A 13,705-nucleotide genomic window follows, 5' to 3' on the forward strand; every position below is an offset into this window, starting at 1 on the left:
GGTGGAGCCGGAGGTGTAGATCACGTAGGCCAGGTTATCGCCGTCTAGCTTCACGTCCGGTGCAGTGTCGCGGTAATCGGCCCAGTCTTCGGTGCGATCAATCGCCAGGGTGTCCAAGCCCTCGGGAATCGGCAGTTGCTGCAACGCGCGGCTATGGGTCAGCAACAATTGCGCACGGCTGTCTTGCATCATGTACAGCAGGCGATCACGCGGGTATTCGATGTCCAGCGGCACATACACGCCACCGGCTTTCATCACCGCGAGGAACGCCACCAGGCTCTCGGCACTGCGTGGCATGGCGATCGCCACGCGCACTTCGGGGCCGACGCCACGGGCGATCAAGGCGTGGGCCAGGCGATTGGCCTGGCTGTCCAGCTCGCCATAGCTCAGGGTTTGCGCGTCGAATTTGACCGCGATCGCCTGGGGGTTTTCCCTGGCGCGATCGGCCACCAACTCATGCACAAGACGCTCGGCCGAGAAGCCAGCGTCAGTCTGGTTCCACAATCGCAGGATGTGCTGCCGCTCATCCTCGCCCAGCAGGTTCAATTGACTGATGGGCTGTTGTTGATCGGCAACCATCGCCTGCAGCAGGTTCTGCCAATGGCTGGCCATGCGCGCGATGGTCGCCGGGGCGAACAGGTCGGTGGCATAACTCAGCGATGCGCCGAGCTGGTTTCCGGATTCCTCAATGTCCAGGATCAGGTCGAAATGCGCGGCGGTTTCATCCCAGTTCACCGGGCTCATGTCCAGCTGCGCCAGGCGCTGCAACTGCTCGCCGGCCAGGCTGATATGGTGATTGAACGCGACCTGGAACAAGGGGCTCAAGCTCAGGCTACGCTCGGGCTGCAGGGCCTCGACCAATTGCTCGAACGGCAAATCCTGATGCGCCTGGGCTTCCAGCGCGCGCTGTTTGACCTGGGTCAGCAGTTGGCGAACAGTGGTCTGCCCGTCGACATCGGCCTTGAGCACCTGAGTATTGACGAAGAAACCAATCAGCCGCTCGGTTTCGACCCGGTTACGGTTGGCAATCGGCACACCGACACGAATGTCCTGCTGGCCGCTGTAGCGGTGCAACAGCGCCTGGTACGAAGCGAGCAGCACCATGAACAGTGTCACACCTTCGCGCTGGGCCAGGGCCTTGAGGCTGTCGACCAGCGTAGCCGGCAACGCAATATTCAGGCGTGCACCCCGATGGGTCGGCACCGCCGGACGCTGGTGATCGAACGGCAACTCCAGCACCGGCTGCTCACCGCCCAGCAGGTCACGCCAGTAATCGAGCTGGCGCGCTTTTTCCCCGGCTTCCATCCAGTCGCGCTGCCATTTTGCGTAGTCGGCATATTGGATCGGCATCGTCGGCAATTGCAGCGCCTGGCCTTGACTGTAGGCGGCGTAGAGCTGCACCAGCTCGTCGACCATCACTTGCATGGACCAACCGTCGGAGATGATGTGGTGCTGCACCAGGACCAGTACATGCTCTTCTGCTGCCAGGCGCAGAAGATTCACACGCATCAGCGGCCCCTGGCGCAGGTCGAAAGGTCGGGCTACCAGCGCTTCAACCCTGGCCTTGAGCTGGGCTTCATCGGTGGCTTGCGACACCAGCTCGATCCGTGCCAGCGGGCTGACCACTTGTACCGTACGATCGGCGTCTTGCTGAAAATGCGTGCGCAGGCTGTCATGGCGCGCCACCAGGGTATCGAAGGCACGTTGCAGGGCGGCCTGGTCCAGCGGGCCTTTCAAGCGCAGCGCACTGGGCACGTGATAGGCCGAACTGTGCGGGTCCAACTGCCAGAGAAACCATTGACGCTCCTGGGCGTAGGACAGCAGCAAGGGTTGAGCGCGGTCTACCGCTACCAGCGCCGGCGCCGAACCCTGAACGTCGCCCAGGCAGCTGACAAAGTCGCCAAGCACGGGCTGTTCAAACAACGTCTTGAGCGCGACTTCGATGCCCAGGCCGTGACGCACCCGAGACACCACCTGCGTGGCGAGCAGCGAATGACCGCCCATTTCGAAGAAGTGATCGTTGAGCCCTACCCGCTCGGCACCCAGCACCTGGGCCCAGATGGCAGCGATGCGTTGCTCCCGCTCAGTCACGGGCGCGACCCATTCGGCCAGCGATTGGCTGGCATCCGGCTTGGGCAGCGCGGCGCGGTCGACCTTGCCGTTGGGGCTCAGAGGCAGGCGCTCCAGCACCAGTAGATGCGCCGGCACCATGTAGTCCGGCAGCTCCTCGCGCAGCACGGCCTTGAGCTGGGTGCGCAGTTCGGTTTGCCGGGATTCGTCGAGCGCTTGAGTAGCCACGACGTAACCCACCAACTGGTTGTCCGCGGCGATGACCAACGCCTCGCGCACACTGGCCTGGGCCAGCAGGCGCGCTTCAATTTCGCTCAGTTCGATGCGGAAACCACGGACCTTGACCTGATGGTCGATACGCCCCACGTACTCGATCATTCCATCGGCGCGGTAACGTGCCAGGTCACCGGTGCGGTACAGGCGGCCAGCGCCGTCAGTGCAAAACGGATCAGGAATGAACCGGTGGGCCGTCAGGTCCGGGCGATTGAAGTAACCGCGCGCCAACAGCGGGCCGCCGATGACCAGTTCGCCCGCCACACCGACCGGCACCGGGTTGAGGTTGGCATCCAGCAGGTAGATGGCACGGCCATCCAGCACGCGGCCAATCGGCATCATCGACGGCAAGGCTTCACGGCCATCCACATAGGCAGCGCAGTCCAAGGCGGTAGCGGTCACCGTGGCTTCGGTGGGGCCATAGGTGTTGAGCAGGCGCACATGCTTCAGGCCCGCTGCCCGCCAGGCGTTCAGGCCTTCCGGCGGCATGGCTTCGCCGCCGATGTGCAGTTGGCGCAGACGTCCGTAGTCACGCGGGCCCCGGTCGGCAAAGTCGCGCACCAGCAGCAGCCAATAAGCGGTGGTTAGGTCGACCACGGAAATATCGTGTTCGATCAGTTGCTGATAGAAGGTGTCGCTGTCCCACAAGTCGCCGCCACGTACCACCACCGCCGCACCGCAGCACAGCGCCGGGTAGAGTTGCTCGACGAATCCGTCGAAATTGAACGTACCGAACTGCAGCACACGGTCATGGGCTTGCAACGCAAACAACTCGGTGAAGACTTCCACATGCCGAGCCAGGGCGCCCAGATCGATGCCCACGCCTTTTGGCCGGCCGGTAGAACCGGAGGTGAACATCACGTAGGCCAGGTTGGCCGGCTGCGTGCTGGACGACGGATTTTCGCTGCTGTAATCGACGAGCCAGTCGACCCCGGTTTCCACGCAAACGAGGGTCAGATCCTCGCTGAGCGGCAACTGCTCCACCAACGGCTGCTGGGTCAGCAGCCATTGCAGACCGCTGTCCTCGATCATGCACTGAAGGCGCTCGGCTGGGTATTTCGGGTCCAGCGGCACATAAGCGCCGCCGGCCTTGAGCACCGCCAGCAGGCCGACGATCATCTCTAGCGAACGATCCACCGCCACGCCCACCAGGCTGTCGGCGCTGACGCCCAATTCGATCAGGCGATGGGCCAGTCGGTTGGCGCGCACGTTGAGGTCGGTGTAGGTCATGTGCTGCTGATCCAGGATCAGCGCGGTGTTTTCCGGGTGCAATGCCGCTTGTTGTTCGAAGCGTTGCAATACGCTGGCCTTGGCGGGCTGAGCAACACCCCGCGGGTTCCAGTCTTGCAGCACGCGGGTGTATTCGTGTTCCAGCAACAACGGCACGGCGCCCAAGGCCTGTTCCGGCGCATTGGCAAATTGCTGCAGCAGGCCCTGCAAATAGGCGCCGATATGCTGCACCGCGTCGGCGGCAAACTCGGCTCGCAAGTATTCCAGGTGCAGGCTCAGGTGCTCGCCGCCCTGCACGGTGAGGGTCAATGGGTAATTGGTGCGCTCCTGATGGCTCACAGCACTGAAACGCAAGCCGCTCTCCCCCGACTGCTCCAGGCTCTTGGCCACCGGGAAGTTTTCGAACACGACGAGCGTGTCGAACAGCGCCTCACCGGCCGAGCCGGCCCAGCGCTGAATGTCGAACAGCGGCGTGTGTTCGTGGTCACGCATTTCCAGGTTCAATGCCTGAACGCTACGCACCCAATCGCTGACGCTTTGCTCCGGGCTGGCGGCAGCAATCAGCGGCAAGGTGTTGATGAACAGGCCGACCTGCTGCTCGACATTCGCCAGCTGCGCCGGGCGCCCGGATACCGTAACCCCACAGGCGACGCTGGACTGGCCGGTGTAGCGCTGCAACAGCAACAACCACGCCGATTGCACCAGGGTGTTGAGGGTCACTTGATGGGCACGGGCGAAAGCGGTCAGGCGCCGAGTCTGAATGGCATCCAACTCACACAGCAGTTCGCCGTATTCGGCACCCGTGTGCGCTGCGCTTTTGGCCACTGCACGCGCCAGGTGCGTCGGTTCTTCCAGCTGCGCCAGGCGCTGGCGCCAGAACGCTTCGCCCACCGCAGGGTCCTGCTGTTGCAGCCAAGCAATATGCTGGGAAAACGCCGCGCCTACCGGCGGCAGCGCGTGGCCCTTGCAGGCTTGCAGCACTTCATTGAGGACCAGGGCATTACTCCAGCCATCCATCAGGATGTGGTGGCTGGTGTAGATCAAGTGCCAGTGGTCTTCGCTCGTGCGGACCAGCGCCACCCGCAGCAACGGCGGGCTCGCCAGCTCGAAGCCCTGGCGATGGTGCTCGGCGGCCAGGCTGTCGAGGGCCGCCGGCAGATTCGGACGGTCGCGCCAGTCGTATTCGATGAAGGGCAAGCTGACTTGGCGATGCACCACTTGCAGGGCCTGGCCCTGGTCGTCTTGCCAGACAAAGCCGGTGCGCAACATGTCATGCCGTGCCAGCACGTGCTCCCAGGCGCCTTGAAATGCTGCCACGTCCAGCCCCTGCACGTCGGCGCGCAATTGGCTGACATAGACGTCATCCTCACCCTGCTGGTAGAGGCTGTGGAACAACATGCCCTGCTGCATGGGCGACAGTGGATACAGGTCCTGCACGCTCCGTGCAGGCAGCGCCAGGTCGTCCAACTGGGCTTGGGTCAGGTGCGCCAGGGATACGTCGGCCGGTGTCAGGCCGCCGTGCTGCGGATCGACGCAATGCGCGATCAACGCCAGCAGTTCCTGCTGGTAATCGTCCGCCAGGCGCTGGATGGTCGTCTCGTCGAACATCTCGCGACTGAACCCCCATTGCAGGGCCAATTCGCCGCCATACACCTGCCCTTCAACCGTCAGCCAATTGGCCAGCGGCGCCTCCGGGTCCTGGGCCTGGCCGCTGCCCTGGGTCGCCGGAACGAACAGCGCCGACTCGTTGAACTGGCGGTCGAACTGGCCCAGGTAGTTGAACGTGATGCGCGGCGTAGCCAGGTTTGACAGGGCTTCGCGGGCCTCAGGCGCCCCGAGATAGCGCAGCAGGCCGTAGCCGATGCCCTTGTGCGGCACGGCGCGCAGTTGTTCCTTCACCGACTTGATTGCAGCCGACAGCTCGCCATCGGCTTGCAGGCGTACCGGGAACAGGCTGGTGAACCAGCCGACGGTGCGACTCAGGTCAACCGTGTCGAACAGGTCTTCGCGGCCATGGCCTTCCAATTGGATCAGCGCGCCGGGCTGTTGGCTCCAGCGGCTGATGACACGCGCCAGTGCAGTCAGCAGCAGGTCGTTGACCTGGGTGCGATAGGCCGCTGGCGCGTCTTGCAGCAGTTGACGGGTATGTTCGGCACTCAAGCGGATTTCGACTTTGCTGCCCAGGCGGTTTTGCAGACCGCCCTGGGGGTTATCGCACGGCAGATCGGCGCTCGCAGTCTGGGCCTGCCAGTACGGCAGTTGCTCGTCCAGCGTCAATGCGTGGGCCTGCAACTGCTGCGCCCACCGCTGGTAGGCGCTGGTCTTGGCCGGCAACGCGACGTTGCGGTAAGCCTGTTGCAGGTCTTCGAGCAGGATGCGCCAGGATACGCCATCCACCGCCAAGTGATGCACCACCAGCAGCAAACGTTGGGAGCCGTCGGCCATTGCGATCAGGGCCGCACGCAACAACGGACCTTGTTCAAGATTGAGGCTACGCTGGGCTTCGTCGCAGAGTGCGGCCAACTCAGCGTCGTCAGCGACCTGGGTTTGCCACAACCCGGGCGTTGTCACCGGTTCGGCATGGGCTTGCTGCCAACCGCCAGCTTGTTGCACAAAGCGCAGACGCAGGGCGTCGTGGTGGTTGATCAGTTGAGTCAAAGCGGCTTCAAGGCGCGCAGATTCCAGGGGTTCCCGTGGCGTCAGCAGCAACGACTGGTTCCAATGCTGGCGTACCGGAATCGCCTGCTCGAAAAAGCTGCGTTGCACGGGCGTGAGGATCACCTCGCCGGTGACCGGCCCCTGGTCGATGATCGTCGCCTGCTCAAAGGTTGCCACCCGCGCCAGGCTGCGCATGCTCTGGTACTGGAACAGGTCTCGTGGACTCAGGCGAATACCCGCCTGCCGCGCACGGCTGACCACCTGGATGGAGATGATCGAATCACCGCCCAGCTCGAAAAAGTTGTCTTCCAGGCCGATCTGCGCCACACCCAGTACATCGCTCCAGATCGCTGCCAAGGCTTTCTGCAGGTCGTTTTCCGGTGCGACATAGGCCTGCTGTGGCGCGGCGTCCGGCACTGGCAAGGCCTTGCGGTCGAGCTTGCCGTTGGCGGTTACCGGCAGCTTGGCCAGGTACACCAGATGGGTCGGCACCATGTATTCCGGCAGGCTGCTGAGCAGCCAGGCCTTGAGATCGACCGGTGCCTGGTCTTCCAGCACCAGGTAGGCCACCAGTTGCTTGCCGCCTTGCACCAACACCACGGCTTCGCGCACCGAGAGGTGTTGCATCAGGCGCGTCTCGATTTCGCCCAGCTCGATGCGCAGGCCGCGCAGCTTGACCTGATGATCGAGGCGGCCGAGGTATTCAATCACCCCGTCGGTCCGCTGGCGCACGCGGTCGCCCGTGCGGTACAGACGCGTGCCGTCACCGAAAGGACTGGGCACAAAACGTTCGGCAGTAAGTGCCGGACGTCGATGATAACTACGAGCCAGGCCAGTGCCGCCCAGGTACAGCTCGCCGCTGACGCCAGCGGGAACCGGATTGAGCTGGGCATCGAGCACGTAGGTGCCGAGGTTGGCGATAGGCCGGCCAATGGGCACGTTGTCGGCGCCTTCATCGACACAGGTCCAGTGGGTCACGTCGATGGCTGCTTCGGTCGGCCCGTACAAATTGAACAAGCCCGCCTGAGGCAACTTGGCAAATACCTGCAATTGCGCATCCACCGGCAAGGCTTCGCCACTGCACACGATGCGCTTGAGGCGGGTGCACGCTTGCACTCCCGGCTCATGGATAAACGCCTGGAGCATCGAGGGCACGAAGTGCAGCGTGGTGATGCCATGCTGCCCAATCGTCTCGATCAGGCGTGCCGGCTCGCGATGCTCGCCAGGCGCCGCGACCACCAGACGTGCGCCGGTCATCAACGGCCAGAAGAACTCCCACACCGAGACGTCGAAGCTGAACGGGGTTTTCTGCAGGACCGCATCGCTTGCGTCCAGACCATAAGCCTGCTGCATCCAACACAGGCGGTTGACCAGCGCGCGATGGCTGTTGCCGGCGCCCTTGGGCTTGCCGGTGGAGCCCGAGGTGTAGATCACGTAGGCCAGGTTCAGCGCGTGAAGGGTGACGTTTGCCGAGTCGGTGCTGTAGCCATCGAGCCAGTTGGCGGGCTGGTCCAGGGCAATCACCGGAATGCCCTCGACAGGCAGGTTTGGCAACAGGCTGCGCTGGCTGAGCAACAACTGAATGCCGCTGTCCTCGATCATGTAGGCCAGGCGTTCCTGAGGATATTCAGGATCCAACGGGACGTAGGCGCCACCCGCCTTGAGAATAGCCAGCAGGCCGACCACCATTTCAATCGAGCGCTCAACGCAGATGCCTACCAGCACGTCCGGACCTACGCCCTTCTCGCGCAACACATGGGCCAACTGGTTGGCACGCGCATCCAACTGTGCATAGGTCAGCGTTGTGGCACCGAACACCAGCGCGAGCGCGTCGGGCGTGGCCTGCACCTGGTCTTCAATCAAGTGATGGATGCCGCGCTCGGTCGGGTAAACCTCGGCGGTCTGGTTCCAGGTGTGGACCAGCACTTGCTGCTCATCCGCATCCAGCATCGGCAACTCACCGATGCGCTGCGTAGCGTCGGCCACCATGGCCTGCAACAGGCGCATCCAATGCCCGGCCATGCGCTCGATGGACGCCGCGTCGAACAGGTCATTGGCGTAGGTCAGCGCGGCGTGCAGGGTGCCGGATTTTTCATAGGTATCGAGGGTCAGGTCAAACTGAGTGGTGCGGCCTTGCCACTCCACCAACGCCAGCTCCAGGCCGGAGGCGGTGCTGACGCTCGCAATGTCGGCCACCACCGGCTGGTGGTTGTACATGACCTGGAACAACGGCGTATGGCTGAGGCTGCGCTCGACCTTGAGGGCTTCCACCAGGCGCTCGAACGGCAATTCCTGATGGGCCTGGGCGCCCAGTGCGTGCTCCTTGATGCTTTGCAGTAACTCGGTGATGAGGGTTTGCCCGGTCAGCTCGGTGCGCAGCACTTGGGTATTGACGAAAAAGCCGATCAGCCCTTCGACTTCAGTACGGTTACGGTTGGCGATTGGTACGCCGACGCGGATGTCGCCTTGCCCGGTATAGCGATACAGCAGCACATTGAACGCGCCGAGCAACAGCATGAACAGGGTCACGTTGTGCTTTTGCGCAACGCTGCGCAGTTGTGCAGCCAGCGCGGGTTCGATCGCGAAGTTATGGCGCGTGCCCTGGTAGCTCGGCATGGCCGGGCGTGGGCGATCCGTGGGTAGTTCCAGTCCCGGGTGCTCATCGCCCAGGCGCGCCTGCCAATACTCCAATTGTCGAGCCTGCTCACCCGCTTCCAACCAGCGACGCTGCCACAGGGCGTAGTCGCTGTACTGGATCGGCAACGCAGGCAGTTGCGGTGTTTCATGGCGCTCATGGGCGTCGTAGCAGCGGATGAACTCGTCGATCAGCACGTTCATCGACCAGCCATCGGAGACGATGTGGTGCAGGGTCAGCAGCAACACATGCTCCCGTGTGTCGAGCTTAAGCAATTGCACGCGCAGCAACGGGCCGTTTTCCAGGTCGAACGGAAGCAGCGATTGACGGATCGCGGCGTCGTTGACGGCCTGTTCGCGTTCGGCGATGGCGAGGTGGCTGAAATCGACTTGCTCCACGGCCAATGACGTCGCCGCCGGCACTTGCAACAGGCGCTCGTCAGCCTGGCGCTGGAACACCGTGCGCAGGGTTTCATGCCGCGCGACCAGGCTCGCAAATGCTTGCTCCATCGCTTCCAGGTCCAACGCGCCTTTTAGGCGTACAGCGCCGGGCAAGTTGTAGGCGCCACTGGCCGGGTCCAATTGCCAGAGAAACCACATTCGCTGCTGCGCGTAGGACAGCGCCTGGCGATCCTCCGTCTCCACCCCTGCCGGAATCGGAAACCGGGAAAAATCCACCCCTTCTTTCTGCAAGGCCTGCAGGAACAATTGGCGCTTTTCCAGGGGCAACCCGATAAACCGGCGAGCAAGTTTCAAGGAGTCTTCAGCATTCATTTCTTGGAGTCCGGAGCAATAGGCGGGAAGCACAAAGGCACGTCGTCCCTATAAAACGAACCGGACAGGGAAAAATTAGCGGGGAGTGGAAGGCGTGGAGCGAAGTGTCATCAAGGGTTACATCAATCTCAGCAGAGACACCCAAACCCGAGCTAGCATTGACGAACACCTCTTTTTGCAACTACATTTAGTTACACGCAGGGAACGCCGTGTCCAAAAATGAAAAGCTGCTCGCCAAACTGCTCAATGAGCACATGGCATTTACCTGGCCTGAGCTCGTAACGCTGCTGCGTCGACTGGGCTACACACAGATTGAAGGGGCTGGAAGCCGGGTCAAATTCGACATCGGCGACCCCAGTGCAATGATCACCTTGCACAAGCCTCACCCTGGCAACGAACTGAAACACTACATTCGGCGCCAGATCATCGAACAGTTGAAATCAGGAGAACTGATTCAGTGAACAACCAACTGAAACACAAAGGCTACATCGGCTCCATCGAAGCCAGCGTCGAAGACAACTGCCTGTTCGGCAAGATCCTGTTCATCAAGGCGTTGGTGAGCTATGAAGGGAAAACCGTCGCTGAACTGGACGCTGCATTTCGGGAGGCGGTGGATGACTACCTCGCCACTTGCCAGACCCTCGGGCAGGTCCCGGAGAAGCCCTGCAAGGGCTCCTTCAATGTCCGGGTCGGCCATGACTTGCACTTGGCGGCAGCCCTGGCGGCGACCCGCAAAAAAGTGACCCTCAATGACCTGACACGCCAGGCCTTGAATGAGTTTTTACAGCATCATGGCAATGATGCATGCCCTGCGGCTGGCTGATTAGCCCAACCGCCGATAACCCAATACTGCCGCCCCCAGCACCACCGCCCCCGCCGCCAACGCCACGTAGAACCCGCTGGTGGCGCCAAAGTGGTCGATCATCCAGCCGGAACTGGCAGCGCCAATGGCCACGCCGATGCTGAGGCCGGTGATCAGCCAGGTCATGCCTTCGGTCAAGCGGCTGGCGGGTACGACCTGCTCCACCAAGGCCATGGACACGATCAACGTGGGGGCGAAGAACAACCCAGAGATAAAGATCGCCACGGCGAGCCCGGGAATGTTGGTCACCAGCAGCAACGGTAAGGTGGTCAGCGCCGTAGCCATGCCACAGAACAGGAACTGCCGGGGCAATGATGCCTTGAGTTTCAGGGTGCCGAACGCCAGCCCTGCCAGGCACGAGCCAATGGCGTACACCGACAACACGATGCTCGCCGCCGCCGGCTGCCCCTGATGCTGGGCAAAGGCAACACTGACCACGTCCACCACGCCGACAATGACGCCCATGGCCAGCAACAGGATCATCAGGACCAGCACCGAGGGTGAAGCAATCAGCCAGCGGCCGTGGTGGTCCTGGTGCGCATGCACAGGCGGTTCGGTCTCACGCTGCAATACAAAGGTGGTGACCCCCACCGCCAGCAACAACGCTGCGACCAGAGGCCCCGCTTCCGGAAACAGCACGACGCTCAACCCGACCGAAATTGGCGGGCCGATGATAAAGCACACCTCGTCCAGTACCGACTCCAGGGCAAACGCGGTTTGCAGCTTGGGCTGGCCCCGATACAGCTCGGTCCAGCGCGCCCGCACCATGGCCGACATGTTAGGCATGCAACCCGCCAACGCGGCGAACAGGAACAGCAGCCAGCTCGGTGCTTGCAGACGGGTACAGAGCAACAACATCAATAAAGCGCCGCCGCCGATCAATGCAGCAATCGGCAGCACTCGGCCTTGACTGTACTGGTCCACCAGCCGCGACACCTGCGGCGCACAAAACGCCGTCGCCAAGGCGAACACCGCCGCGACCGAGCCTGCCAGGCCATAGCCGCCATGCACCTGCGAGAGCATGGTGATCAAGCCGATCCCCGTCATCGATACCGGCATGCGCGCAAGCATCCCCGCCAACACAAAAGCCCGGGCGCCAGGGACCTGGAACAACTCGGCGTAAGGGTTTGCCATCCTGCTCGACCTCTTCATGAATGCCCTGGAACTTGCTATCCGCAAGAATCGAGGCAAAATACATACGGTGCGTATGTGACAAATCATGCTTAACATACGCAGCGTATGTCAATCTTTCCTTAGCCGATTGTGAGCCCAACCATGAGCCGAGCCCGTGCCGAAATGATCGAAGACACCCGCGCCCGGCTGATCGCCAGCGCGCGTCAGGCTTTTGCTACGCAAGGTTACGCGAATACATCGATGGACGACTTCACCGCCCGTGCCGGCCTGACCCGTGGGGCGCTTTACCATCACTTTGGCGACAAGAAAGGCCTGCTGGCCGCCGTGGTTGCCCAACTCGACAGCGAGATGGACGCGCGTTTGCAGCGCATTTCAGACGAAGCTGCAGACCCCTGGAGCGGCTTTTGCGAACGTTGTCGTGCCTACTTGCGCATGGCACAGGATGACGAAATCCAGCGCATTGTGCTGCAGGATGCGCCGGCCGTCTTGGGCGACACCGGCGCCCAGCAACACTGCGTCGAGTCATTGCGCCAATTGTTGGAGGCGCTGATGCAGGCCAAGGCTATCCCCCACGTCCCGAGCCTTGCGCTGGCACAACTGATCAACGGCAGCCTGGTCAACACTGCCCTGTGGATCGCCCGGGACGAACACCCGGACGCACGGCTCGAACAGGGCCTGCAAGGTCTTGAACTGCTGCTGCGCGGCCTGAGCCTCACACCAACCGCTTGATCTGCTTGTGTCGCCACACCAATCGGTAATACGCGGCCTGCAGGGCCAGCATTGCCAGGTAGGTCACGGGGAACGCCATCCACACGCCTTCCAGGCCAAAATGCGCGTTGAACAGGTACGCCATCGGCAGTTCGACGCAGAGCACGCAGAAAATCGAGATCACCACTGGCATCAGCACTACGCCGCTGGCCCGCATGATCCCGCCCACCACCGCCTGGAAGCCAAACACCAGGATGCTCCACAGCATGATGTGCAGCAGATGCTCCGCGTTGACCCGTGCCGCATCGTCGGTAATGAACAGCCCGAGCAACCAGTGGGACAACACATAACCCAATACAATCAGGCCTCCGGTGAGACACAGGTTGATCAACAACCCCGTGCGCAGAATCGGCCCGATACGCTCCAACCGCCCGGCACCAATCGCCTGGGCACCCAGGATCGAGGCGGTGATGGCAATCGACAAGGCCGGGAACTGCACGTAGTTAACGATTTGTGTCACCGCGCCATACGCCGCCGTGGCCTGGGAGCCGTGGCCGTTGACCAGGGCAAGGATGACCAATTCCGACAGCGACAGCACCACCATCTGTAGGCCGGTCGGCAAGCCGATGCGCAAGACCTTGCCGAGAATCACGCGGTCCAGGCGCAAGGCCGTAAGCAACTCACGATCCGGCGCCATCACATGGTGCTTGTGGCGCAGGCGCAAGATCAAAAACAGCATGGCCAAGGCATTACCTACCAGCCCGGCATACACCGCGCTCTGGATGCCCATGGGCGGCAGGCCGATCCAGCCGCCAATCAGTGCAGGGGTCAGCAACAGGCCGACCAGGGTCGACACCATCAACGCCAGCAACGGCGAGATCGTGTCGCTGACGCCGCGCAGCAACTGGGTGTAAAGGATGAACACCAGCAACAACGGCATGATCAGCATCATCTTCTGCGCATAGCCGACGGCATCGTCCAGCACATCAACCGGCGTGCCTAATGCCTGCAACGCCGGACGTGCAAACAGACTGCCCAGCACCGCTGCGATCACACCCACCAGCGCGCCCAGCGTCAAGGTTGCTCCGGTAATCACCTTGACCATCCCCGTTTCCTGCGCCCCCCAGGCTTGGCCGATCAACACTGAGGCACCCGCCCCCAGGCCGATCACCAAGGCAATGAAGAAAAACACGATGGGGAACATGCCCGACACCGCCGCCAACGCTTGGGTGCCGAGCATTTGCCCGACATAGATGCCGTTGAGGGTGCCGGAAAAACTTTGCAGGAAGTTAGACAGCACCATCGGTGCCAGAAAGATCAGGTAGATCTGCCACAACGGCCGTTGTTGAGTGACGTCCATGA

The 13,705-nt window shown here is 62.3% G+C and carries 6 protein-coding genes; 3 read left to right on the forward strand and 3 right to left on the reverse strand.

The genetic code is table 11. The annotated features are described in order from the left end of the window. A partial coding sequence (locus tag HX793_RS18880) for a non-ribosomal peptide synthetase (protein ID WP_178905531.1) occupies positions 1-9,639 on the reverse strand: 9,639 nt, incomplete at its 3' end. A 209-nt stretch (positions 9,640-9,848) separates the two neighbouring features. Between HX793_RS18880 and HX793_RS18885 the strand changes: the two genes are divergently transcribed. Then, the gene (locus HX793_RS18885; RefSeq protein WP_038846635.1) at positions 9,849-10,100 is read left to right on the forward strand and encodes a type II toxin-antitoxin system HicA family toxin; all 252 of its coding nucleotides are present in this window, start codon (positions 9,849-9,851) and stop codon (positions 10,098-10,100) included. After that, entirely contained in the window at positions 10,097-10,462 is a 366-nt protein-coding gene (locus HX793_RS18890; protein WP_095015760.1) for a type II toxin-antitoxin system HicB family antitoxin, read from the forward strand. The genes HX793_RS18885 and HX793_RS18890 overlap by 4 nt, the downstream gene beginning before the upstream one ends. On the opposite strand, the gene HX793_RS18895 is transcribed toward HX793_RS18890, so the two are convergent. Then, positions 10,463-11,635, reverse strand: coding sequence for an MFS transporter (locus HX793_RS18895; RefSeq protein ID WP_016977217.1), 1,173 nt, complete (start codon positions 11,633-11,635; stop codon positions 10,463-10,465). 141 nt (positions 11,636-11,776) lie between these two features. Here HX793_RS18895 and HX793_RS18900 point away from each other — a divergent pair, with 141 nt between their 5' ends. Further along, a complete protein-coding gene (locus HX793_RS18900) occupies positions 11,777-12,364 on the forward strand; it encodes a TetR/AcrR family transcriptional regulator (RefSeq protein WP_177052237.1) in 588 nt (195 codons plus the stop codon). Here the strand turns inward: HX793_RS18900 and HX793_RS18905 are convergent. Beyond that, complete coding sequence (locus HX793_RS18905) at positions 12,348-13,703, reverse strand: MATE family efflux transporter (RefSeq protein WP_177052236.1); 1,356 nt, start codon at positions 13,701-13,703, stop codon at positions 12,348-12,350. The genes HX793_RS18900 and HX793_RS18905 overlap by 17 nt on opposite strands. Positions 13,704-13,705 lie beyond the last annotated feature (2 nt).

It is taken from the genome of Pseudomonas reactans (assembly GCF_013387025.1).
In the GTDB taxonomy this organism is placed as follows: Bacteria; Pseudomonadota; Gammaproteobacteria; order Pseudomonadales; family Pseudomonadaceae; genus Aquipseudomonas; species Aquipseudomonas reactans.

Coding starts and splice junctions, on each gene's coding strand:
- HX793_RS18900 (WP_177052237.1), top strand. CDS start 11,777: ATGAGCCGAGCCCGTGCCGAAATGATCGAAGACACCCGCGCCCGGCTG.
- HX793_RS18895 (WP_016977217.1), bottom strand. CDS start 11,635: ATGGCAAACCCTTACGCCGAGTTGTTCCAGGTCCCTGGCGCCCGGGCT.
- HX793_RS18905 (WP_177052236.1), bottom strand. CDS start 13,703: ATGGACGTCACTCAACAACGGCCGTTGTGGCAGATCTACCTGATCTTT.